Source organism: Actinomycetospora sp. ABD4_176 (assembly GCF_056311855.1).
In genome coordinates, this window is record NZ_CM149974.1 from 3,842,273 (window position 1) to 3,865,350 (window position 23,078).

The following is a 23,078-nucleotide window of genomic DNA, read 5'->3' on the forward strand; positions in this document are numbered from 1 at the left end:
CGGGTCAGCTCAGCTCACCTCAGCGTCCGCCCAGCGGGATCGGGCCGGTCGGGGCGTCCCAGGACACGACCGGCGACATCGGCGCACCGGGCGCGCGGGTGATGACGAACCGCGCCGCCAGGAAGCTCACCGGGAGCGCCAGCGCCGCGGCCAGCAGCGGCGCGAGGCGCTCGTCGACGCCGAGGTGCACGAGCGCGACCACGCCGATCGTCGTGGCGGCGATGTTGACCGCCTGCGACGCCGGGTAGAGCAGCAGCCGCGTCCACGTCGGGCGGACGCGGAACGTGAAGCGGCAGTTGAGCAGGAACGACACGACCATCGCCGCGCCCAGCCCAATGACGTGCGCGACGAGATAGCCCGCGTGCGGGTGCGCGAGCAGGTAGACCCCGTAGTAGGTGGCGGCGTTCGCCACCCCCACCAGGCCGTAGCGCACGAGCCCGCCGAGGAGCCCGCGCGCCCGCGGGGCCACGATCAGGCCATCGCCGTGTAGACCGCGAGACCCATGAGCACGACCCACACCAGGCCGAGCACCTGGAGCACCCGGTCGCCGAGCACGATCTCCTCGGGCTCACCGCCGTTGCCGCCGTCGACGTCGACCGCGTAGCGCAGCACCGCCACCACGAACGGGACGACCGACACGATCGCCCACGTGGACGGCGCGGAGGGCAGCCGCCCGGGCATGGCCGTCACGCCGATGCCGAACGCCCACAGCCCGTAGGCCATGATCACGACGGTGGCCGAGAGCGACCAGACGAAGCGCAGGTAGGACGCGGAGTACCGCTCCAGCGACTTGCGGATCTTCGCGCCGGTGCGCTCGGAGAGGCGCATCTCGGCGTAGCGCTTGCCCGACGCCATGAACAGGGAGCCGAAGGCCATCGTCAGCAGGAACCACGGCGACAGGTACAGCCCGGCCGCCGCACCACCGGCGATCGCGCGCATGAGGAAGCCCGACGAGACGATGCAGATGTCGATGACGGGCTCGTGCTTGAGCCACAGGCAGTAGGCCAGCTGCACGGCGATGTAGATGCCGGTGACGAGGGCCAGGTCCGGGTCGGCGAGGAGGCTGACCACGATCGCGCCGGCGAACAGCACGATGCCGGTGAGCACCGCGATCGTCGGCGGCACGATGCCCGCCGCGATGGGCCGGTGGCGCTTCTTCGGGTGCGCGCGGTCGGCCTCGACGTCCTTGGTGTCGTTGATCAGGTACACACCGGAGGCGGCCAGCGAGAACGCGATGAACGCCAGCGCGACGTCGGGCAGGACGGTGAGGTCGAGCAGCCGGCCGGCGGCGAACGGCGCGGCCAGCACGAGGACGTTCTTCACCCACTGCCGCGGGCGCATCGCCTTGAGCAGGCCCAGCGGCACGGCCAGCGACCGGGGGCGGGTGGAGGCGGTGGTCGCCGCGGGCTCGGTGGGGCGGGCCTCGTCCTCGGCGACCTGGTCGGAGACGGCCTCGGTGGTCGGGGCGGCCTCTGCGGAGCTCGCGCCCTCCTGCTCGCGGGCGGAGCTGGGCGGCGTGACGGGGGTCATGCGGTCCTCCAGCGGCCGACCGAGCCCCGGCGCACGACCCGGCGCGCGCCGAAGGCGAACGCCGCTCCGAGCACCGAGCCCGCCAGCACGTCGGTCGGGTAGTGGACGCCCAGCACCAGGCGCGAGAGCGCCATGCCGGGGACGACGAGGGACGCCGCGCCGGCCGTCGCTCCGCCGGCGAGACCGGCGTAGAGCAGGGCGGCGGCGGTGGTGGACGAGGCGTGCGAGGACGGGAAGCTCAGACGGCTGGGCGTCCCGACGTGCACGGCCACCCGCGGGTCGTGGGGCCGGCGGCGGCGCACCACGCGCTTGACGGCGATCGACGCGCCGTGCGCGGCGACCACGCCGCCGACCGCGGTGGCCCACTGCCGGCGCCGCGGCGCGTCGAGCGCGGCACCGACGGCGCCCAGGGCGATCCACCCGGCGGCGTGCTCGCCGAACAGCGACATCGCGCGGGCGGCACCGACCATGGGCGGGGTCGCGAGGTGCTCCTGCACGGCCCGCAGGACCGCGACCTCCCCCCGGACCGGCCCGACGGTGACGCCGGAATCCTCGGCTCGATCGAGCACGTGGTGGTCCTCCCGGTGCAGGCGTGCGGACGTCCGGCCTCGACGCGGATGGTACGCGGGCCTTGACAACGGGCCCCGTGGTGGTCCAGTCGCCACGCCGGGCGGTGGTTCCCGGTCGACGGGCGTCAGAACCACCTCTCCAGGACGGACGCCACACCGTCGTCGAGGTTGCTCGCGGTGACCTCGTCCGCGACGTGGAGCACATCCGGGTGAGCGTTCGCCACCGCGACGCCGTGACCGACCCAGCGGAGCATGGCCAGGTCGTTGGGCATGTCACCGAACGCGACCACGTCCCCGGGCTCGACACCGTGGTGCGCCGCGGCCCGCGCGAGCCCCGTCGCCTTGGTCACGCCGCGAACCGCGCACTCGAGCAGCCCACCGGCCGCCGAGTACGTGACGTCGACGAGGTGCCCGACCGCCCGCCGCGCCGCCTGCGCCATGTCCGCGCTGGTCCGCGTGGGGTGGCGGGCGAGCACCTTCACCACCGGCTCCGCGAGCAGGTCGCCCGGCCCCACGTGACGGTGGTCGGGGTGGGGCCAGGCGTGCACGTAGGCGGCCTCGGAGACGAACTGGTCCTCGCGGCGGTCGTAGGCGCCGGCCCCCACCCGCTCGACGGCCAGCCCGCAGCCCGGCACGGCGGCGCGCAGCCCCTCGGCCACGGCGGCCAGGACGTCGACGTCGAGCGTCTCGGCGGCCACGACCCGGTCGCCGGCGGTGTCGTAGAGCACCGCGCCGTTCGCCGCCACCGTCAGCGCGTGCACCCCGAGCGCCTCGCACACCCGCGGGATCCACCGAGGCGGGCGGCCCGTGGCGAGGACGAGGGGCACACCGGCGTCGACCATCCGCCCGACGACGGCCCGTGTGCGCGGCGAGGGCTCCTCGGCGCCACCGAGGAGCGTCCCGTCGACGTCGGTCGCGACCAGCCGTGGTCTCTGCACGTCTCCGAGACTATGACCGCGACGACGACCGCGACGACGACCGCATGGGGCCTCGGGGCTCGGGTAACCGCCCCGGTGAGCACCATCGACTCGCTGCTCGACGAGGCCGGCCGGACCTTCGCCGACGAGGCCGGCATCACCCTGCGCGACGAGCCCGCGCCGCTCTACCGCCTGCTCGTGCTGAGCGTGCTGCTGTCCCGGCGCGTGCAGGCGAAGCTGGGGACGCGGGCGTGCCGCGAGCTCGTCGACGCCGGCTACGGCACCCCGGAGCGGATGCGCGACGCGTCGTGGGAGGACGTCGTCGGGACGCTGGGGCGGGCGAGGTACACGGGCACCGAGCAGACGACCACCGCGCTGCAGGAGGGTGCGCAACGCGTCCTCGACGAGTGGGGCGGCGACCTGCGCCGGATGCGGAAGGCCGCCGACGGCGACGTCGCCGCCCTGCGCGAGCACCTCACCGCGTTCCCGCGCCTCGGGCCGGTCGGCGCCGACATCTTCGTGCGCGAGGTCCAGGCGGTGTGGCCGGAGTTCCGGCCGCACCTCGACGAGAAGGCCCTCGCGGGCGCCGAGAAGCTGGGGCTGCCGACCGACCCGGCGGAGCTCGCCGAGCAGGTCGAGGGCGACGACCTCGCCCGCCTCGCCGCCGCCCTCGTTCGCGCCGACCGCGACGACGAGGTGCGGGAGGAGGTCCGCGGGGAGGGGTAGGAGTCCACCGCGGACGGGATCGCACCGCGACCGACCGGTCGGCGGAGCGAGCGCCGGCTGGGCGCACGCGGCCGCACCCGAGCCGGATGCTCCTGGCACACGTCAGCGCTGCAGCTCGGTACCGCACCGGGCTGGCTCGCGACCTATGCCCAAGATCGCAACGAGACCGACCGCCCCGCGGGGCGAGCACCACCGGGGCATCCGGCCGGCGAGGTCGCTGCCGGCGCCCACCCCGGGACGTCAGATCGGTGCCGGCGGCGTGGGCCCGCGACCTATGCACAAGATCGCGTCGAGACCGACCATCCCTCTGGGGCGAGCGAGCGCCACCGAGGGCACGCGGCCGCACCCCCGCCGACGGCGCCGCTCCTGGCACACGTCGGCACCGCAACGAGCTGACCCCTCTCGCTGGCGGGAGCGCCGATGCCGGCGCTGTGACCTCGGTGACTGACGCCCTGGCGAGCAGCGAGCGCGCCGTTCGCTGCGCACGGACGCGCAACGCCGCCGGACAGGAGGGCGAGCAACGCGCCGGCGCCCTGCCCCCGGGCGCGCGGCCGTCGGTCCGTCGGGCCCGATCTTCGTGACGGGCACCGGCCACGAACACACCGTGCTCGGGAGCGCCGAGTCGGTCCCGACGCGCTCGTGCGCAGGGGTCACCAACGGTGCCCGGCGCCACCGCGGCCCACCCCGTCGCTCTCGACGCGATCTTGGGTTAGCTCATCGACGGCACCCGCGATCGCCGACGCCCACCCCGTCGGCCCCGACGCGATCTTGGGCATACGTCACCGACGACACCCGCGATCGCCGACGCCCACCCCGTCGGTCCCGACGCGATCTTGGGCATAGGTCATCGCCGGTCCCCGCCACCGCGGCCCACACCCTCGCTCCCGACGGGATCCGGCGCGGACGTCGCGCCGGGTCAGCCCACCGCGCCCTGGTACGGCACGCCGACGTACTCCTCGCGGGCGAGGGTCGGGCCCCGCTCCCAGCCCGACTTCGAGCGCTCGGTCGTGGTGACCCCGAAGCGGCCGGTCGGGAGGTCCCGGACCACGAGGTCGACCCGGCCCCACGGCTTGGCGGGCTGCGATCCCGGCGGCACGGCCGTCGCCAGCCGCACATAGGTGACGCCGACGGTGTCGAAGCGCCACACGCCGCCGCGCAGGCGGTTGTCCTGGAGCCCATAGTACGCCGAGGTGAGGTCCTCGTCGGCGTGGATGCGGATCGTCGACGGCGGGGCGATGCCGTCGTGCACCGCGACCTGGTCGACGCAGGGCCACAGCACCGTCGACATCTGGTCGACCAGCACGGGCTGGCCCGCGAGCAGCGGGGCGATCGGCTCCGGGCGCGCCAGGAACGGCTGGGCGACGGCGAGGCGGTCGGAGCCGCGCACGCCGGTCGAGTCCACGACCACCCGCACGAACGTCGGGTCGCCGGGCGCGTCGACCAGGGACACGGGCCGCTGCTGCCAGGTGCGCTCGTCGGCCTGGGGGAGGTAGTCGATCCCGGTGCGCCCGAGCACCCGCGGGGCCGTGGCGGGGCCGTCGGCGAACTCCACCGACACCCGCTCGTCGGGCGGGCCGTCCTCGAGCAGCGGCACGACGACGTCGGTCGCGCCGGAGTCGGCGGGCACCGGGTACCAGCCGGTGACCAGCGTGCCGCGGCCGCTGGAGTCGTCGGTGGCGTCGTGCCACACGCGCCCCAGGCCCGGGACGGGTTCGGGGACGGGCGCGACGGTGTCGTCGACCATGTCGCCGGTGGTCACCGCCGGCGTCACGGGCGCGCCGAGCAGGGCCGGTGTCGGGCGCAGGACGCTGACGTTGTCCTCGAGCCCGCAGCCCTGCCGGACGACGTCCTTGGCGTTGCCGAGCGCGACCGTCCAGCCCGGGTACTGCCGCAGCGGCGCGAGCACCATGACCGCGATCAGCCCGATCACCACGCTCCCGCACGCGACGGCGAGCAGCGCGCGGTCGGGCTCCGGGCGGGGCAGCCGGCGGTCCGGCCAGCGGCGCAGCGACCAGTGCGCCCACACCGCGGCGAGCACGGCGATCCCGACCCAGACGAGCGGGTTACGCAGGAAGATCGGCCCGAAGTGGGGGGCGAGCAGGTTCTGGCTCAGGGGCGTCGGGTAGGGGTCGGCGTGGTCGCCGAAGAACTGGCCGCGGTCGGTGTAGGGCCGCCACAGGTTCCAGCCGGCGTAGCTCACCGACGTGGCGAGCACGAGCACCGCGACCCCGCCGACGGTGGCCAGCGCCCGGTCGTGGCGCGGCATCGGACCGCGCAGCAGGGCGAGCGCGATGAGCACCGTGCCCGAGGCGGCGATGACCGGGAAGTGCAGCACCCACTTCGTCGGGCTGGCCGCGACCAGCACGAAGGCGAGCGCGGTGGTCGCCGCGGAGTGCAGCAGCACGCGGCGCAGGGCGTCGTCCTCCGGACCGCGCAGCCCGCTGCCCGCCGCCACCAGCAGCGTCAGCCCCAGCGTGATGAGGATCGGGGCCCGCGCGGCCCACGGCGTCCGGCCCGGCCCGAGCAGGGTCTGGTAGTGGACGAGCTCGTCGTACCAGGGGACGGTGTCGTAGTAGTACGCGTGCACCGCCGACGCCTCGACGACGTCGCCCAGCGACGCGTCGGCGAACGCCACCGGCACCGCGACCGACGACGCGGCCGCGAGCACCAGCAGCAACGTGAGCTGCTGTCGCCGGGGGGCGGCCACCATGTGCGGCCAGGCGCGCGGGATCTCCACGAGCAGCGGGGCGACCGCGACGAGCCCGGTCGGTGAGCAGGCGAGGGCCAGCGCCGCGGCCATGACGGCCCCGACGTAGAGGAACGGGGTGCCGCGGTCCCGGGCCAGCTCGACCAGCAGCAGCACGATCACCGAGAGCAGCACGATCAGCGGCTCGGGGCGCAGCGTCAGCCCGAACGGCAGCCACCACAGCAGGTGGGCGGTCAGCAGCGCCCACGGCACCCAGACGCGGCGGACGTTGGTCCGCCGGGAGATCAGCACGAAGAACGCGCGGAGGAGCGCCCAGGTCGCCAGGCCGTAGAGCAGCGGCAGGCAGCGCTGCCAGACGATCCCCCAGCCGCCGATCGCTCCCCAGGCCTGCATCGCGTACTGCGAGGCCACGAAGGGGTTCTCGGTGACGTTGAACATGTAGACGGCGTTGCCGATGTAGCCCGCCTCGCCGGCGTCGCGCGCCATGAGCGGGTACCAGCTGTCGTCGAAGTTCATCGGCGCGACGAGCACCCAGCCCGCGGAGATCGCGAGCACCAGGCCGTCGGCCCACGACAGGTGGCGACGCAGCCGGCCGGGCCACGACCGCGGCGCGACCCAGCCCCGCGCCCGCCGCCAGCGACCCTGGCGGTAGGCGAGCACCAGCAGCACCGAGAGCGCCGCGAGGTGCGCGACGAGCAGGATCGTCTTGAGCACGCCCGGCGTCGAGGCGTACCGGTCGTCGGTACGCACCGAGACCCCGAGTCCCGCGGCCGCGGGCGTGCCGTCGGTGCTCGTGCTGAGCTGGGCGATGATCGGCGGGAGGACGCCGGCGCAGTCGCCGCACGCGAGCGGCAGGGGCGCGCCGTCCCGGGTGACCCGCAGCCCCGCGCCGTCGACCTCGATCGCGAGGACGCAGTCGCCCGGCGGGACCGGCCCGGCGGCGACGGTCTGCCCGGATACCGTGAGGCTCGCGGCCGCGCCCGTCGAGGCGAGCACGAGGCCGCCGCCGGTCGGGTCGCCGGGCAGGGTGCGCAGCACGTCCCCGCCCGCACGGAGCGCGGCGCAGGGCACCGTCGCGGAGAACCCGAGCGGACGCGGCGGGTTGAGGGCGAGCTGGGTGGAGATCGGGGCGCCGGGAGCGGCCGCCGGCCCCGGCCACGTGACGGTGGTGTCCTGGGCGGTGACCGGCGCGAGCGGGACCGCGAGGCCCAGCACGATCGTCAGCAGGGCCCAGACGAGTAGCGACCCTCCGGACAGGCGAGGGGCCCGGTCGGCCTCCTCCTGCGGCGAGGTGGAGTGGTCGGCGCGCACCAGCGTCGTCACCGGGCATCCCGGGGACGAGCGGTCGGGGAGGCGTCGAGCACGAGGGTGGGCACCACGGGGAAGGGTAGGTCGTGAGGACCCCGTGGAGGGGCTGGGGTGGGCGCGTGTCCCGGGGATCCCCCGCTAGATGATCGCGACCGCGACGACGAGCCCGAGCGCGACGTGCATGGCCGCGATGACGAACGAGTCGGCGGTGAGACGGTCGTCGTGCAGGCAGGCGTCGACGTCGAGCCGCGAGACCGCCTCGAGCCCCCGCACCGCCAGGACCTGGGCGATGATCCCCACCAGGCCGTAGATCGAGGTGTTGAGAATGCCGCCGACGAAGCTGCCGAACGAGATGTAGATGGCGGTGACGACGATGAACGCCATGGACACGAGGCCCGCCGAGGCGACGACCACCGCGTTCGGGCGGCCCTCGCGCACGAGCCCCCGCAGGTCGCCCGGCGTCGTCAGGTCGATGGCGAAGTAGCCGGCGTACATCAGCACGGCGCCGATCACCGCGTACACCACGATGAGACCGATGTTCACGCCCATGGTGGACCAGAAATCGGGAGCGAGCACGTCTGAAGCCCTCCATCCGGACGAACGGGGCGCCAGACTAGGGCACGGGCGTCAGGGCAGGGTGGTGGCCATGCGCGATCCGGACCGCTCGCGCTCGCCGCGCTCGTGGCGGGCCGCGTCGCGCAGCGCGCCGGCGATGCGCCGCCAGAGCACGAACAGGACGGCGTCGTCCGAGAGGTGCTGCGGCACGTCCGGCCAGACGAGCACGGTCCCGCGGCGCAGCGCCTCGACGGTCGGCACGGGGAGCTCCCACCACCGCAGGTCGGCGTCGGCGAGCCACCGCTGCACCTCGAGCGCTCCGCGCCCGTCGACCTCGAGGTACTCCGCCGGCTCGTTCTCGCCACCCGGCCGGCACCGGTGGGCGATCCCGTCCGGGCCCTCCGCGAACCCGGGTGCGAGCCGCCACAGCGAGCCGTCGCGGTCGAGGACGGCGCTGGCGAGCCGCCCGACCTCACCGTCGACCGCCGTTCCGTGGCCGAGCAGAGGACGGGTCAGCAACGGAGTGGCCATCGGCAGGTCGGGGAGCAGCTCGCCGATCCGCCGGCCGCCCCGGCGGACGACGGCGCGCTCCGGGGAGTCCCACGCGAGCCGGACCTCGTCGGTGGCCTGGGGCGGTGCCGGCGGGCGTGGCCGGTCGGCTCCCAGCTCCGCGTAGAGCGTCCGGAAGCGGCGCCCGGCGTTCCGGAGCAGGGTGACCGCGAACACACCGAGCCCGATGGTGAGGAAGAGGCCGGCGACCAGGCCGATGCCGGCCCAGGTCGGTGGCCGACCACGGTCGACCACCTCGACGAAGCAGACGATCGTGAAGATCGCGACGCCGCCCGCGACCACGCCCGCGACGGGGCCGGCCCACGGCTTCTGCACCCGCAGCAGCCACCGCAGGGGCCGCGGGACCGCCGCCGCGGCCTCGGCGGTGATGGTCGCTCCGCGGGCTGCTCCGTGCTCGTCATGTACTCATCGTGACCGAGGACCGAGCGGATCGACCCTCATGCCACCTGTCCAGCCTAGTCGGGAATACGGTGAGGTACGAACGCCGCACCATTGTCGGTGATCAGCCCTGTGGTTTCCCGGATGCCGAGGCCGGCGGCGGTGTCACCGACGATCCAGGCACCCAACGCGGGGCGGTAGCCGTCGAACTCGGGCAGCGGGTCGAACAGCTGGTAGACGTAGCCCTCCTCCCCGTAGACCCCGCCGGTCTCGGTCTCGTAGCCGGGGGCGACGACCGCAATGTTGGCGCCCTCGCGCCCCAGCAGCGGCTTGCGGACGTACTCGGTGAGCATCCCGGGGTCGCCCAAGCTCGCCGGCAGGAGGTTCGGGTGTCCCGGGTACATCTCCCAGAGCACCGCGAGCAACGCCTTGTTCGACAGCAGCGACTTCCACAGCGGCTCGATCCACGCCGTCTCGGGCAGGCTGCGCGCGACGTGCTTGCCGAAGTCGTCGCCCAGCACCCACTCCCAGGGGTAGAGCTTGTCGACGACCGCGATCGGCGACTCCTCGAGGTCGACGAAGCGGTCGAGCGCGGAGTCCCACCCGAGCTGCTCGATCGCGAGGCCGACGGTGTCGAGCCCCGCCTCGGCCGCGCACTCCTGGAGGTAGGCCACGGTGACGTGGTCCTCGCCGGTGGGGTCGGCCTGCGACCAGCAGAAATGCACCTCGTTGCGGGGCAGCTTGGCGGCGATCTCGCCCCAGCGTTCGACGAGCTTCTCGTGCAGCGAGTTCCACTGGTCGTCGTCGGGGTGGACGTCCTTGAGCCAGTACCACTGGCAGATCGAGGCCTCGAGCAGCGAGGTCGGGGTGTCGGCGTTGTACTCCAGCAGCTTCGCCGGGCCGGCACCGTCGTAGCGCAGGTCGAAGCGCCCGTAGAGGTGCGGGTCACCGCGGCGCCACGACGCGGCGACGGCCTCCCAGCTCCACTCGGGCAGCGCGAAGTCGCGGAACCGCTCGGTGGTGACGACGTGATCGACGGCCTCGAGGCACATGGAGTGCAGGAGCTCGACGTCGGCCTCGAGCGAGAGGATCTCGGCCATCTCGAACACGTAGTGCACGGACTCGTCCCAGTACGGCCGGGCGCCGTTCAACCCGGCCGCCGGGGTGCCGAACACCAGCCCCTGCTCCTCGATCTTCGACTGCCAGTCGGGACGGGGCCTGCCGGTCGCGCGCTGCACGGCGTCGATCCTGCCCGATGCCGGCCGCTCAGCTCCCGCTGGAGCTGCTCCCGCCGCTGCTGCTCGAGCTGCCGCCCCGGCCCGCGGTGCCGCTGGAGCTGCCGCCGACGCCCAGACCACCCCGGCTGACGGTGCCGCTGCTGGTCGTGCTGCCGAGCGAGCTGCCCGTCGTGCCGCTGCGGACGCTGGTGCCGCTCGACGGCGGGGTGGTCGTCCCCCCGCCCGCGACGGTGCCCACGGGCGCGTTGGTCCCGTAGTTGTAGTGGTACTGGTTGCCGAACCCGCCGAGGAAGATCGGCACGAAGACGCCGCCGCTGTTGTAGTAGCCGCCCTGCTGGGGGCCGGAGCAGTTCTCGTCGGGCACGACGACGCCGGCCGGGTCGACGCACTGGGCGGTGACCTCCTCGTCGGGCTGGCTGGCGGCGTAGACGACGGCGACGAGCGCCACGACGCCGACGGCGACCCCGCCGCCGACCAGGACCCGCTTGCGGACCTTGCGCTTGCGCTCCTCCGCCGCGGCCGCCGCGTCGCGCTGGGCCCGCTCGCGGCGCTGGGCCTCGCGGCGGGCGCGCTGCTCGGCCACCGTGGGCTCGCGGGGCTTGGTGGTCGCCGGGTCCTGGTAGCGGACGCGACCGGGCCGGCGGGTGCCCTCGGCCTGCGGCGCCCCGACGCCGGCGCCGGCACCGGCGCCCACGGCCGGGAGCTCACCGCTCCCCGACCCCGCGGACGCGGCGGGCACCCCGGAGGGCGGCGTGCTGTCGGTGTCGTCGTCCAGGCCGCGGTGGCGGCCACCCGACGGCGACGACCCCGGGGTCGACCCGGACGACACCGCCGACGTGTCGACCTGCTCGGTGGGACGCCCGGACTCGTCGGAGGACGCGCCCACGTCGACCTGCTCTGCCCGGCGCTCCGACGGCAGCTCCCGCTCGTCGTCTCGTCCCGTCATGGCCCCTCCGTCCCACCGTCCACCGGCACCGTCCGGCGCGCGCCGGTCACCACCGATCCTGCCCGACACCGGATCACCCGGCTCGGGGAATCCCGAGGGCGGCATGATGACAGGGCGATGCTGCTGCGGGAACGACAGTCCGGGCCGTCCGGCGAGGGCCGCCCCGACGGTGACGACGATGCTGCCGGCGGGCGAGCCGGTGGACGGGGTGTCGATCGCTGGCTCGACCGCGTCCTCGGCGCCGACGACGGGCGCGACCCGCGCCGCCGCGCGATGCGCCGGGGCGTCGTCGGCATCCTCGCGGGCGCGCTGGTCATGCTGATCGCGGCCACCGCGCTCGCCGCCACCGGCTCGGGGCCCGACGTCCTGGGCCTCGCGAACGACGGCGGCTCGAGCGCCGGCGGGGCCGCGCCCGCGGACGACGACGAGGAGGAAGCGCCCCCGCTGACCACCGAGCCCGGTCGCTGCCTCACGTGGACCCGGGACGACGCCGCGGACGTCGCCGAGGTCGACTGCGCGCAGTCCCACCTGTTCGAGAGCGTCGGCGCGGTGACCGCCGCGCAGCCGCCCGGTGCGCCGTTCCCGGCGGACCCGGCGTGGCAGCAGCTCGTCACCGACCAGTGCGCCCCGCAGGCCCGGAACTACCTGCAGGGCCGGCTCGACCCGGCCGGGCGCTACAAGCCGGGCGCGCTCAAGCCGACCCAGGCGGCGTGGGAGTCCGGGGACCGGACCGTGCGCTGCGGGCTGCAGGCGCCGGGGCGCACCGGCGCGCTCTTCGCGTCGAGCGGCCGGGTGGCCGAATCCGACCAGGCCGTCGTGTTCGACCCGGGCACGTGCCTCGGGCTCGCGGGCAAGGAGGTCGCCGACCCCACCTCGTGCGCCGAGGCGCACGCCGCGGAGGTCGCGGGCACCGTCGACCTCGGCACCGAGTTCCCGGACGGCTTCCCGTCGGTCGACGACCAGGACAACTACCTGCAGCCGACGTGCCAGCGGATCGCCGAGCAGTACGTCGGCTCGGCGCAGAAGCTCACCGACTCCAAGCTCACCGTGTACTGGACCAACCTCGCCGAGGAGTCCTGGACCGCCGGCACCCGGCGCGTGAGCTGCAACCTCGGCTCCCTGCTGCCCGACAGCTCGGGCTTCGCCCCGCTGACGGGCACGGCGGCCGAGGGCGTGACCATCGGCGGCGAGGCGCCGGCGACGACGGCCCCGACCCTGCGCCCCGGGGCGCCGGCGTCGGTGCCGGGCTCGAGCACCACCCCAGCGCCCGAGGGCGGCACCGCCACGGGCGGCACCGCGGGCGAGGGCGGCGCCGGGCAGGCGGGGCAGCAGGGCGGCGGCGCGCCGCTGCCGCTCCCGTCGTCGCTGCCCGTGCCGGGCCTCGGCAACTGACCCCCCGCCGGTGGAGGTCGGCCCGGAGCGGTTCGAGGAGCTGGTCGCCGACGCCCTCGACGAGCTGCCCGCCCCGCTGACCCGCGCGATGGACAACGTCGTCGTGCTCGTCGAGGAGCGCCACCCCGAGGAGCCGGACCTGCTCGGGCTCTACGAGGGCGTCGCGCTGACCGAGCGCTACAGCGACTACGGCGGCTTCCTGCCCGACCGGATCACGCTCTACCGCGCGGCGCTGGCCGAGGTCTGCGAGGACGAGGACGAGCTGCGCGAGGAGGTCGCCGTGACCGTCGTGCACGAGGTCGCGCACCACTTCGGCATCGACGAGGAGACCCTGCACCGCCTCGGCTGGGGCTAGGTGCGCTCCGCGCTCGTGAGGCGCACCTAGCCCGTCGGGTCGTCGGTGGCGGGCAGGCCGCCGGGGACGGCGCTGCGCCAGGCCACGAGCTCCCAGCTGCTGCCGCGCGGGCGCAGGACGATGCGCCCGCAGTTGGCGACGTGCTCCTCGTCCAGCGGCGGGGTGCCGACGTGCTCGACGAGCTCGATCGCCGCCAGCCGCAGGGCCGCGCCGTGGCTGACCAGCACGATCGTGCCGCCCTCGGGGTGGCGGTCGCGCAGGTCGGCGACCACCGGGAGGTAGCGCGCCAGCAGGTCACGCCCCGTCTCGCCACCGGGGTGGGCGACGTCGAGCTCGCCGGTCTGCCAGCGCTCGACCACGCGGCGGAACGCGCCGATCGCGGGCTCGTCGTTGCGGCCCTCGAGCTCGCCGACCTGCACCTCGTGCACGCCGCCGACCTCCACCGGCGCCACCCCGAGGTGCTCCGCGACGAGCCCCGCCGTCTCGGCCGCCCGGCGCGCGAGCGAGTGGTACAGCCCGGTGACCGTGCCCTCCGCGCCCGCGGCGAGCTCCCGCCCGAGGGCGCTGGCCTGCGCTCGGCCGAGCTCGGTGAGCGGGGGCCCGGGCAGCACCGTGTCGAGGACGCGGTCGATGTTGGACTGCGTCTGCCCGTGGCGGGCGAGGACGAGCCGCAGGTCGCTCATGCACCGGTCCCTTCGCGCAGGGACGCCAGCCAGGACGCCGCCTCGGTGTAGTCCTTCACGGTCTGCCCCGGGCCCGGGTCGGCGAGGCGCCCGCCGGGCTCGTCGCCGCCGGGCACCGCCGCGCGGGGGTACGAGCCGAGGAACCGCACGTCGGTGCAGCGCCGGCGCAGCGCCGCCAGCGCCTCCCCCATCGCCGGCTCGGCGACGTGCCCGATGCCGTCGAGGAAGAACCAGTACTCGCCGCGGCGGTCCTTGAGCGGGCGGGACTCGATGCGGGTGAGGTCCACACCCCGCACCGCGATCTCGGTGAGGACGGCGAGCAGCGCGCCCGGCCGGTTGACGGTCGTGGCGGCGAGCGAGGTCCGGTCGGCGCCGGTGGGCGCGGGCAGCCCGGGCGGGCCGGGCGGACGGACCAGCACGAACCGCGTCACCGCGTCGCCCGAGTCGTGCACGCCCGCGGCGAGCTCGACGAGGCCGTGGTGCGCCGCGGCGACCGGCGCGCACACCGCGGCGTCGACCTCCCCCGCGGCGACCTGCGCGGCGGCCGCGGCCGTCGACGACGTCAGGCGCACCTCGGCGGCGGGCAGGTGCTCGGCGATCCACCGGCGCGTCTGGGCCTCGCCGTGGGGGTGCGAGGCGACGGAACCGACGTCGGCGATCGTCGTGCCGGGGCGCACGAGCACCGAGAACCGCACCGGCAGGAGGATCTCGCGCACGATCACCAGCGGCGGCTCGGCGACCAGGCCGTCCATGGTGGCGGGCACCCCGCCCTCGACCGAGTTCTCCACCGGCACGCACGCCGCGTCCGCCCCGCCGGCGGCACTGCCGTCGCGCACGGCGTCGAGGGCGGCGGTGGTGCTCGGCAAGGGGTGCAGCGACGGCTCGGGGTCGCCGAGGGCCTCGCCGAGCACGTCCGGGGTGAGGGTGCGCAGCGCCTGCTCGCAGAAGGTGCCGTGCGGGCCGAGGAACGCCACGCGCAGACCGGTCACGTCACCCGAGCCTACGGACCGCCGGGCTGGGACCTCAGAGCAGGCCGAGCCGCGCGAGCTCCGGGGCGGGCTCCGTGACCGCCGTGGAGCCGAAGGACGAGAACAGCGAGCGCACGCGCACGGCGGCGTCGGGCCCGACGGCGGCGAGCTCGCCGGCCAGGGCGTCGCCGTCGGTGACGAGCAGCGCCTCGCCGATGCGTTCCTCGACCGGCGCGTCGGTGCCCGGGCCGAGCCCGCGGACCGTGGCGGCCAGGAGGTTCAGCCAGCCGTGGTGGGTGAAGCCGGTGGCGGGGTCGGTGTGGCGCACGGCGGAGCGCAGCCCGATGCTCGCCGTGAACGACCGCCCGGCGTCGAGGGCCAGGGCCAGGAAGCCCGCGACGTCCCCGATGCCGGGGAAGGCACCGGCGCGCCCGCCGCCGCAGCGCAGCTTGGGCCGGCAGCCGTGGTCGACGACCCGGCGCACCCCGTCGAGCCAGTCCGCCGAACCCTCGGCGTCGGGGCGGCGCGGCTCGACGACGGCGACGACGTCGTCGGGGACGAACTCGGTGACCCGCTCGAGCCAGATCGTGTCGACGTCGTGCGGCGCCGGCATCTCGACCGTGCGCGGGTCGAGCAGGGCCGCGCGCGACGACGTCAGCGACAGCGCCTTGGGCACCCCGCCGAGCCCGGTGTCGACGGCCAGGGCGATCGGCAACGGCGCCGACGGCCGGCGCTTGACCAGCACCGACACCAGCTCGGAGAGCCGTGAGACGGGCACGACCAGCGAGCCGAGCAGGCCGCCGGCGTCGGCGGCGCGGGCCGCGAGGTGCTCGTCGACGACGGTCGCCATGTCCGGCCGCGGTCCCTCCGCCACGAGCGTCGCGTCGTCAACGATCGCGCGCAGCAGCGGGGGAACACCGTCGACCGGTGCCCCGCCGGCCTGGGGGACGGTGGACACGTCCGGCACGGTAGCGGGCGGCCCGGAGCGGTCCGCCCACCGGTCCGTGCCGAGCGGGGTGGATCCACGGCGACGCCCCCGCTCTGCCGGCCCAGGGTCTCGCGCTCCGTGCCGAAGTTTGATTAGGCTCCCCTTAGTTCGTCGCACCGAGGGAGTCCGATGTCCAGGAGCCGACCGCCGGCAACGTCGCTGCCGCCCGTCCCGCCGCCCGCCGAGCGCGCCCGGACACTCGCCGGCCGCGCGCGGCACGCGGCGGTGATCGGCGAGGCCGTCGGCGAGCACGGCGGGTCGGGCGACGGCGAGCTCCGCGCGACGCCGACGCTGCACCACGTGCCGTCGACGGGTGCGGCGACCCTGCAGTTCCCCGAGGACCACCCGCTGGTGCTGCGCGCCCGCGAGCGCGGCGAGGCACTGCTGCCGGTGATGCTGGAGCTGGCCGACGTCGCCCCGGTGACCGTCCGGCGGCCGGTGCGCGGGCTGCTCTGGGTCAGCGGGCGGCTGCGGGTGCTGCCGCTGCGGGTGGCCCGCCGCGCCGCGCTGCGCATCGCCGCCGAGCTGCCCGACGAGCGCCTGCTCGACGTCGGCCACGGCGAGACGCTGCTGCGTCTGGAGCCCGCCATGGTCGTGCTCTCCGACGCCGAGGGCACCGAGGCGCTCGCCCCGACCGCGATGGCCGCCGCGCCGCCCGACCCCGTGGCCGCCACCGGCGACCCGTGGCTCGCCCACCTCGCCGCCGCCCACGCGGGCACCCTGTCCGCGCTGGTCCCGCGGTTGCCGGTGCACCTGCGCCGCCCCGGTCACCGGCTCGCGCCGCTGGGCGTCGACCGCTTCGGACTGCGGCTGCGGGTCGAGACCGCGGGGGACGACCACGACGTGCGGTTGCCGTTCGGGGCCCCGCTGTCGTGCCCCGGTCAGCTCGGCGAGGCCGTCCGCGCCCTCATCGGCGGCGGCGAGGACGTCCCCGGCCTGCGGCCCGTCACGCGTCCCGCAGCGGACGCGTGATCTTCCGCTCGGCCACGAACGACACGAACGGGATCGTCCCGGCCAGCGCCACCAGGACCGCCTTGCCGACCGCCCAGCGGTCGCGGTAGGCGAGGTCCGCGGTGAGCAGCAGGTAGCCCATGTAGAGGAAACCGTGGATCGGGCCGACGATCGCGACCACCGTGCCGTCGCCGCCCAGGTACTTCAGGGGCATGCCGACCAGCACGAGTACGAGCAGGCCGACGCCGACCACCCACGCACCGACGCGGTAGCGCCGCAGCGCCGCGACGACCTCCGGGGTGGGCGGGGCGTCGGGGGGACTGCTGGTGGTCACGACGGTCTCTCCTCCGGGGTCTCGCGGGACTCCTCGCCGGCGGCTAGCGCGGCGTACATGGCGTTCCAGCGCGCCCGCTCGCTCCCCGCCTCCGCGTCGTCCGGCCCGCCGGGGCGGACCCCGGCCGGGCGCGGCCCGAACGGCGAGTCGGCGGGGGCGGCGCGCACGGGCGCCGGGGCCTCCCGGACCCGCCGCTCCGCCTGCACGTCGTCGAGAGCCCTCGCCTCGGCGCGCAGCATGCGCCACCACAGCGCGGCGAAGAACAGGCCGAACAGCGGCCACTGGAACGCGTAGCCCGCGTTCAGCAGCGACCCGCCCGGGGACTCGGCGCGCACGACCTGCCACCAGGCCATCGCGCCGCAGACGAGGACGGCGGCCAGCGCGAACAGCGTCCACCCGATCCAGCGGGGGGTGGCGAGCAGGCGCAGCACACTCTCGAGGTTACCGGCGTCCCGTCACACGACGGTGCGGTAGTCGGGGAGCTCGACGGCCTCCGTCGGGCGGCTCCCGAGCTTCTCGAGCACCCCGCCGAACACCGACGACAGCGAGCCCGCGAGGCCCAGCAGCCGGCGCTGCACCGCGAGGCCCGCCCTCGAGCCCGGGTTCATGGCGCGCAGGGCGGCCGGCCGGACGTCCTGGGCCTGCGCGACGAAGGGCCGCATCCGCTGCTCGTAGCGGGCGAGCGCGGTGGTCACGTCGGTGGTGCTGCCCAGCTCGCCCGCCAGGACGTACGCGCCGACCAGTGCCAGCGTCGTCCCGGTGCCGAACGGGCCGGTGGCCCAGGCGGCGTCGCCGAGCAGCACGGTGCGCCCGGTGCTCCAGCGCGGCAGCCGGACCCGGGCGACGGCGTCGAGGTACATCGCCGCACCCACGTCCGGGTCGAGCGCCGCGAGGACGCGGGGGGCCTGCCAGCCGACGTCGGCGTAGGTGCGGCGCAGCACGGTGACCTGGGCGTCGCGGTCGAGCTCGCCGAGCCCGCGGACGTCGGACAGGAACGCGAGCATCGCCCGGGTGGTGCCCCGGTTGTCCGGGCGCAGGCTCGTGCTGCGCGAGCCCGGGGCGGAGTGCCAGCGCCACCAGCGGTCGTCGTCGGCGGTGCGCGGGATCGTGAGGTAGGCGACCTGCAGGCCGAGCTCGGTGACCTCGACGTCTCCGAACACCAGGTCCCGGGTCCGCGACCGCGTGCCCTCCGCGACGACGACCAGGTCGGCCTCGATCTCCTCGCCGCTGTCCAGGCGGGCGGTGACGCGTCCGCCGTGGTCGGTGTCGTCCGTGTCGTTCCTGAGCTCGCGGATCTGCTCGCCGAAGCGGTACTCGGTGGTGTCGACGGTGCGCTCGTGGAGGAGGCGCGAGAGCTCGCCGCGCAGGATCTCCATCTCCGCGGTCCCGCCGGCCGTGTCGCCCCGGCCGGCCGGGAACTCGGCCACCGCGGCACCGTCGTCGTCGACGAACCGCAGGCCCACCTCGCCCGTCCCGGCGGCGAGGGCGGCGTCCTCGAGGTCCATGCGACGCAGGACCTCGCGCCCCGCGCCGCGGACGTCGATGTTCTGGCCCTCGTCGCGCAGGCGCGGCGCCCGCTCCACGACCGTCGTGCGCCAGCCCCGCGCGGCGAGCTGGTGGGCGAGCGCGGGGCCGGCGATGCTGGCCCCGGAGATCAGTGCGTGGCGGGTCACCGGGGCGGGCTACCCCGTCGGGCACGATCGTCCCGCGTGGTCCCCGGCCGGCGCCCGACTACCGTGGCGCCGTGACGGCGCGGGAGGTGTGGCGGAGCTGGGCCCGCCCGGGGCAGCCCGACGTCGCCCCCCTCGGCCCGCGCGAGCGGCGGCTGCTGCGTACCGAGCTGGTCGTCGTCTTCGCCGTGACGCTCGGGCTCTCGGCGGTGCGGAGCCTGGTCTCGCTGCTCGACGCGCTGGCCTCGCCCGTACGGCTCGACGAGCGCCGGGTCGCGATCGACGAGAGCCTCGCCCGCAGCCCGTGGGCCGACCTCGCCGCGCAGCTCGCGAGCTCGTTCGCCCTGGTGGCGTGGGGCGCGCTCGGCCTGTACCTGCTGGTCCGGGCCGGGGCGGGCCCGCGCGCCGTCGGGCTCGACGCGCGCCGGCCCGGCCGCGACGCGCTCGGCGCGGTCGGCCTGGCCGCGCTCATCGGAATCCCCGGCCTCGGGCTCTACCTCGCCAGCCGTGCCCTGGGCCTCAACACCACCGTCATCCCCTCGCTGCTCGACGAGCACTGGTGGACGGTGCCGGTGCTGATCATCTCGGCGTGCGCCAACGCCTGGGCCGAGGAGGTGCTCGTCGTCGGCTACCTGCTGCACGGCCTGCGCCGCCTGGGCGTGACGGAGAACCGGGCGCTGGCGATCTCAGCGGTGCTGCGCGGGTCGTACCACCTCTACCAGGGCTTCGGCGGCGGGCTCGGGAACCTGCTCATGGGCCTGGTGTTCGGGCGGTACTGGCAGCGCACCGGGCGGCTCTGGCCGCTGGTCGGCGCCCACGCACTGCTCGACGTCGTCGCCTTCGTCGGCTCGGCGCTGCTGCGCGGCGCGCTGCCGTTCCTGCCCGTCTAGGTGGGTGGGCTGCGCCCAGTGAGCAGAAAGAAGTGCTGGAGCACTTCCTTCTGCTCACCTGCGCGGGGCCCACCTAGCCGACGATGCGGTGCCGGGAGCGCGCCATCATGTTCTCCGGCGCCGGATCGATCCCGGCCTCGGTGAACAGCTCGTCCATGCGGCCGGGGATCGCCTCGGGGTCCCAGCGGTGCCCGTCGCCCCGGATCTCCGCGACGGAGGTGAACGGCTGGTAGAGCTCCACCGAGTCGCCCTGGACCCCGAAGACCTTGCCGCTGATGTGCGACGAGGCGTCCGAGGCGAGGTAGGTGACGAACGGGGCGACGTTGTCGGGGTCGAAGAAGTCGAACTCGCCGCGCTCGAGGCTCGCCCGCCGGTCCTCGCGCACGTCCGGCGGCAGCAGCGCCTCGGTCATGCGAGTCAGCGCCGAGGGGGCGATGGCGTTGGAGGTGACGTTGTAGCGGGCCATCTCCATGGCGACGATCGTCGAGAACGCCGCGATGCCCGCCTTGGCCGCGCCGTAGTTGCTCTGGCCGAAGTTGCCGAGGATCCCCGAGGTGGACGCGGTGTGGACCAGGTGCCCGGGCCGCTCGCTCTCGCGCCAGTAGCGGCACGCGGCGCGCGTGGGGGCGAAGTGGCCGCGCAGGTGCACGCGGACGACGTCGTCCCACTCGGCGTCGGACATCTTCACGAGCGTCCGGTCCCGCAGGATGCCGGCGTTGTTGATGACGGCGTCGAGCGCGCCGAACTGCTCGACGGAGGCCGTGACCAGCCCGTCGGCGACGTCGGCGTCCGCGACGTCGCCGGGCACCGAGATCGCCCGGCCGCCGGCCGCGGTGATCTCCTTCGCCACCTCCTCGCCGGCCTCGGCGTCGAACTCGGCGACGACGACCGCCGCCCCCTGCCGCGCGCACTCCAGCGCCTCACCGCGGCCGATGCCGCGCCCGGCGCCGGTGACCACGACCACCTTGTCCTCGAGCAGTCCCATGGCGCGCACAGTAGAGCGGGCACCCTAGGGTCGCCGACCGTGGAGTCGGACGCGCCACACGTGGACACCGAGGTCGGGGCCCTGCGCACCGTCGTGCTGCACCGCCCCGGCCCCGAGCTCGAGCGGCTGACGCCCCGCAACGCCGACCGGCTGCTGTTCGACGGCATCCCGTGGGTCGAGCGCGCGCAGGTCGAGCACGACGCCTTCGCCGACCTGCTGCGCGGGGAGGGTGTGCGGGTGCTGCTGCTGGGCGACGTGCTGCGCGAGTCGCTCGCGGCCGCCCCGGACGCCCGGGAAGCGGGCATCGAGGCCGCCGTCGACGAGCGCGTGCTCGGCCGCGAGCTGGCCGCGGCCGTGTTCGCCGAGCTGGCGGCTCTCGACGACGACGCCGTCGCCGACGCGCTCATCGGGGGACGCACGTTCGCCGAGCTGGGCGTCACCGGCCAGTCGCTGGTGCGCGCGATGGCCGGACCGCACGACTTCGCGGTCGACCCGCTGCCCAACCTCATGTTCACCCGCGACTCGTCGGTGCGGGTGGGGACGCGGGTCGTGGCGGCGTCGATGGGCATGCCGGCGAGGCGCCGGGAGGCCTCGCTGGTCGCGCTGGCCCAGCGCCACCACCCCGAGCTGGGCGTCGTGGCCCCCACCGCCCCGCGCGACCCGTCGGCGGTCGAGGGCGGCGACGTGCTGCTGCTCGCCCCCGGCGTGCTCGCCATCGGGGTGGGCGAGCGCACGAGCCCCGCGGGCGCCGAGTCGTTCGCGCGGGCGATGTTCGTCGACGGCCTCGCCCACACCGTGCTCGCCGTCCCGATCACCCAGCGGCGGGCGACGATGCACCTCGACACGGTGGCGACGATGGTCGACGTCGACACGATGGTCATCTACCCGGGCGTGCTCGAGGGGCTCGAGGCGTGGACGGTCCGCCCCGACGGGCCCGACCACCTGCACATCACCGGCCCCGAACCGTTCCGGCCGGCCGCGGCGCGCGCGATGGGCATCGACACCCTGCGGGCCGTCGACACCGGCCTGGAGTCGGTGGCCGCCGAGCGCGAGCAGTGGGACGACGGCAACAACACCCTCGCCTTGTCACCGGGCCGCGTCGTCGCCTACGAGCGGAACACGACGACGAACGCTCGCCTGGCGGCCGCGGGGGTCGAGGTCCTGACGATCGCCGGGTTCGAGCTCGGCTCCGGGCGCGGCGGTCCGCGCTGCCTGTCGTGCCCGTGGGAGCGGGCTCCGCTCGTCTGACCGCTTGACGTGCTCGTTCGGCGCAGCAGCACGTGCATCCGGCCACAGGCCGCGTCCCCCCACTGCGGCACGACGGCGCCCGGCCTACCGTGCGGCGCGTGCTGAAGGCGCGACGGCGCGAACCGGTCCACCCGCTGCGGCGGCTGTCCGGGCAGGAGTGGGCGGCGATGGAGCCCACCTGGCGCGAGGCCAAGGTCGGGATCATCGACGCCGCGCTGGCGCGCGCCCGGGCCCGCCCGTCGGGCAACTGGTACGTCGTCGGCGCGAGCCGCGACATCCGCACCGGGACGCCGTTCGGTACGACCGTCGCGGGTGTCGAGCTGGTGCTGTGGCGCTCGCCCGACGGGTCCCTGCACGCCGGGCCCGGGGCGTGCCCGCACCTCGGGGCGGACATGTCCACCGCGGTGCAGTCCGGCTGCGAGCTGATCTGCCGCTGGCACGGCCTCGCGCTCGGCCCGTCGGGGCGCGCCGGCTGGCGCACCCTGCCCGCCCACGACGACGGCGCGCTGGCCTGGGTGCGCCTCGACGCCGTCGGCGGTGAGGAACCGACCGACGCGCCGATCCTGCCCGCGCGCCCGCCCGTCGCCCAGAGCCTCGTGGCCGTGGCGTCGATGGTCGGCACGTGCGAGCCCGCCGACGTCATCGCCAACCGGCTCGATCCCTGGCACGGCGCGTGGTTCCACCCGCACTCGTTCGCCGACCTGCGCGTCGAGCGGGCACCGGGCCGCGACGCGTCCGAGGCCGACGACCACTTCGACCTGCGCGTCGCCTTCCGGCTGACGAGGAACTGGGGCGTGCCGGTGCGGGCGCGGTTCACCTGCCCGGAGCCGCGCACGATCGTCATGCACATCACCGACGGCGAGGGCGCCGGCAGCGTCGTCGAGACCCACGCGACCCCGCTGGCGCCCCACCCCGACGGCCGCCCCCGCACCGCCGTCGTCGAGGCGACCATCGCCCACTCCCCGCGCCCGGGGTTCGCGAAGGCCCGGCGGGTCGAGGCGCTGGTGCGGCCGGCGATGGAGTGGGCGGCCAAGCGCCTCTGGACCGACGACATCGAGTACGCCGAGCGCACCTACGCCGTCCGCGCCGCCCGCCGCCGGGGCTGACCCGGGCGCTGAGCACGAGCGATGCGGCATCCCTGGCGTCTGACGCCAGGATCGCCACATGCTC

General features: G+C 75.6%; 23 protein-coding genes. 7 read left to right on the forward strand and 16 right to left on the reverse strand.

What is annotated here, in order from left to right:
* Positions 1-19: 19 nt before the first annotated feature.
* From ACYX4T_RS18665 to ACYX4T_RS18680, 4 genes are all read right to left on the reverse strand, one after another.
* Entirely contained in the window at positions 20-469 is a 450-nt protein-coding gene (locus ACYX4T_RS18665) for a GtrA family protein (RefSeq protein WP_476010783.1), read from the reverse strand.
* A gap of 2 nt (positions 470-471) precedes the next feature.
* Positions 472-1,530 carry a decaprenyl-phosphate phosphoribosyltransferase gene (locus ACYX4T_RS18670; RefSeq protein ID WP_476010784.1) on the reverse strand — a complete coding sequence of 353 codons (1,059 nt, stop codon included), beginning with the start codon at positions 1,528-1,530 and terminating at the stop codon, positions 472-474.
* The gene (locus tag ACYX4T_RS18675) at positions 1,527-2,099 is read right to left on the reverse strand and encodes a phosphatase PAP2 family protein (RefSeq protein ID WP_476010785.1); all 573 of its coding nucleotides are present in this window, start codon (positions 2,097-2,099) and stop codon (positions 1,527-1,529) included. Before ACYX4T_RS18675 ends, ACYX4T_RS18670 begins: the two co-directional genes overlap by 4 nt.
* Before the next feature lie 125 nt (positions 2,100-2,224).
* Entirely contained in the window at positions 2,225-3,037 is an 813-nt protein-coding gene (locus ACYX4T_RS18680; protein WP_476010786.1) for an HAD family hydrolase, read from the reverse strand.
* A 75-nt stretch (positions 3,038-3,112) separates the two neighbouring features.
* On the opposite strand from ACYX4T_RS18680, the gene ACYX4T_RS18685 reads away from it, so the two are divergent.
* Positions 3,113-3,742 (forward strand): endonuclease, encoded by a 630-nt coding sequence (locus ACYX4T_RS18685; RefSeq protein WP_476010787.1) that lies wholly within the window; start codon positions 3,113-3,115, stop codon positions 3,740-3,742.
* A gap of 916 nt (positions 3,743-4,658) precedes the next feature.
* Here ACYX4T_RS18685 and ACYX4T_RS18690 read toward each other — a convergent pair.
* The 5 genes from ACYX4T_RS18690 to ACYX4T_RS18710 all read right to left on the reverse strand — a co-directional run bounded on the left by ACYX4T_RS18690 (position 4,659) and on the right by ACYX4T_RS18710 (position 11,444).
* Entirely contained in the window at positions 4,659-7,772 is a 3,114-nt protein-coding gene (locus ACYX4T_RS18690; protein WP_476010788.1) for an arabinosyltransferase domain-containing protein, read from the reverse strand.
* 123 nt (positions 7,773-7,895) lie between these two features.
* Positions 7,896-8,306 carry a DUF350 domain-containing protein gene (locus tag ACYX4T_RS18695; protein WP_476015308.1) on the reverse strand — a complete coding sequence of 137 codons (411 nt, stop codon included), beginning with the start codon at positions 8,304-8,306 and terminating at the stop codon, positions 7,896-7,898.
* A 78-nt stretch (positions 8,307-8,384) separates the two neighbouring features.
* Positions 8,385-9,197 carry a hypothetical protein gene (locus ACYX4T_RS18700; RefSeq protein WP_476010789.1) on the reverse strand — a complete coding sequence of 271 codons (813 nt, stop codon included), beginning with the start codon at positions 9,195-9,197 and terminating at the stop codon, positions 8,385-8,387.
* 140 nt (positions 9,198-9,337) lie between these two features.
* Positions 9,338-10,498, reverse strand: coding sequence for a glutathionylspermidine synthase family protein (locus tag ACYX4T_RS18705; RefSeq protein WP_476010790.1), 1,161 nt, complete (start codon positions 10,496-10,498; stop codon positions 9,338-9,340).
* A 28-nt stretch (positions 10,499-10,526) separates the two neighbouring features.
* The gene (locus ACYX4T_RS18710; protein WP_476010791.1) at positions 10,527-11,444 is read right to left on the reverse strand and encodes a hypothetical protein; all 918 of its coding nucleotides are present in this window, start codon (positions 11,442-11,444) and stop codon (positions 10,527-10,529) included.
* Between the two features lie 117 nt (positions 11,445-11,561).
* Between ACYX4T_RS18710 and ACYX4T_RS18715 the strand changes: the two genes are divergently transcribed.
* Positions 11,562-12,836, forward strand: a complete 1,275-nt coding sequence (locus ACYX4T_RS18715) for a septum formation family protein (RefSeq protein ID WP_476010792.1) — start codon at positions 11,562-11,564, stop codon at positions 12,834-12,836.
* 10 nt (positions 12,837-12,846) lie between these two features.
* Complete coding sequence (locus ACYX4T_RS18720; protein WP_476010793.1) at positions 12,847-13,191, forward strand: metallopeptidase family protein; 345 nt, start codon at positions 12,847-12,849, stop codon at positions 13,189-13,191.
* A gap of 26 nt (positions 13,192-13,217) precedes the next feature.
* Here the strand turns inward: ACYX4T_RS18720 and ACYX4T_RS18725 are convergent, their stop codons facing one another.
* Genes ACYX4T_RS18725 through ACYX4T_RS18735 form a run of 3 tightly spaced genes read right to left on the reverse strand, consistent with a single transcriptional unit; the run spans position 13,218 to position 15,800 of the window.
* Positions 13,218-13,874 carry a histidine phosphatase family protein gene (locus ACYX4T_RS18725; RefSeq protein ID WP_476010794.1) on the reverse strand — a complete coding sequence of 219 codons (657 nt, stop codon included), beginning with the start codon at positions 13,872-13,874 and terminating at the stop codon, positions 13,218-13,220.
* Positions 13,871-14,854: a prephenate dehydratase gene (gene pheA / locus ACYX4T_RS18730; RefSeq protein WP_476015309.1), complete on the reverse strand. Its 984-nt coding sequence runs from the start codon at positions 14,852-14,854 to the stop codon at positions 13,871-13,873. The genes ACYX4T_RS18725 and pheA overlap by 4 nt, the downstream gene beginning before the upstream one ends.
* Before the next feature lie 43 nt (positions 14,855-14,897).
* A complete protein-coding gene (locus ACYX4T_RS18735; RefSeq protein ID WP_476010795.1) occupies positions 14,898-15,800 on the reverse strand; it encodes a hypothetical protein in 903 nt (300 codons plus the stop codon).
* 159 nt (positions 15,801-15,959) lie between these two features.
* On the opposite strand from ACYX4T_RS18735, the gene ACYX4T_RS18740 reads away from it, so the two are divergent.
* Positions 15,960-16,802, forward strand: a complete 843-nt coding sequence (locus ACYX4T_RS18740) for a DUF2470 domain-containing protein (protein ID WP_476010796.1) — start codon at positions 15,960-15,962, stop codon at positions 16,800-16,802.
* Here ACYX4T_RS18740 and ACYX4T_RS18745 read toward each other — a convergent pair.
* From ACYX4T_RS18745 to ACYX4T_RS18755, 3 genes are read right to left on the reverse strand one after another with little or no spacing between them, the layout of a single operon-like run.
* Complete coding sequence (locus ACYX4T_RS18745; RefSeq protein WP_274231190.1) at positions 16,777-17,115, reverse strand: DUF3817 domain-containing protein; 339 nt, start codon at positions 17,113-17,115, stop codon at positions 16,777-16,779. The two genes, ACYX4T_RS18740 and ACYX4T_RS18745, sit on opposite strands and share 26 nt — an antisense overlap.
* Positions 17,112-17,546 carry a hypothetical protein gene (locus ACYX4T_RS18750; RefSeq protein WP_476010797.1) on the reverse strand — a complete coding sequence of 145 codons (435 nt, stop codon included), beginning with the start codon at positions 17,544-17,546 and terminating at the stop codon, positions 17,112-17,114. Before ACYX4T_RS18750 ends, ACYX4T_RS18745 begins: the two co-directional genes overlap by 4 nt.
* Before the next feature lie 24 nt (positions 17,547-17,570).
* On the reverse strand, positions 17,571-18,788 hold the full coding sequence (locus tag ACYX4T_RS18755) for an FAD-dependent monooxygenase (protein ID WP_476010798.1): 1,218 nt from the start codon (positions 18,786-18,788) through the stop codon (positions 17,571-17,573).
* A 71-nt stretch (positions 18,789-18,859) separates the two neighbouring features.
* Here ACYX4T_RS18755 and ACYX4T_RS18760 point away from each other — a divergent pair, with 71 nt between their 5' ends.
* Positions 18,860-19,675: a CPBP family intramembrane glutamic endopeptidase gene (locus ACYX4T_RS18760; protein WP_476010799.1), complete on the forward strand. Its 816-nt coding sequence runs from the start codon at positions 18,860-18,862 to the stop codon at positions 19,673-19,675.
* A 73-nt stretch (positions 19,676-19,748) separates the two neighbouring features.
* On the opposite strand, the gene ACYX4T_RS18765 is transcribed toward ACYX4T_RS18760, so the two are convergent.
* Entirely contained in the window at positions 19,749-20,660 is a 912-nt protein-coding gene (locus ACYX4T_RS18765) for an SDR family NAD(P)-dependent oxidoreductase (RefSeq protein WP_476010800.1), read from the reverse strand.
* Positions 20,661-20,699: 39 nt separating this feature from the next.
* Between ACYX4T_RS18765 and ACYX4T_RS18770 the strand changes: the two genes are divergently transcribed.
* Together ACYX4T_RS18770 and ACYX4T_RS18775 are read left to right on the forward strand one after the other, a co-directional pair.
* Positions 20,700-21,908 (forward strand): arginine deiminase, encoded by a 1,209-nt coding sequence (locus tag ACYX4T_RS18770; protein WP_476010801.1) that lies wholly within the window; start codon positions 20,700-20,702, stop codon positions 21,906-21,908.
* 167 nt (positions 21,909-22,075) lie between these two features.
* Positions 22,076-23,014, forward strand: a complete 939-nt coding sequence (locus ACYX4T_RS18775) for a Rieske (2Fe-2S) protein (protein WP_476015310.1) — start codon at positions 22,076-22,078, stop codon at positions 23,012-23,014.
* Positions 23,015-23,078: the final 64 nt, after the last annotated feature.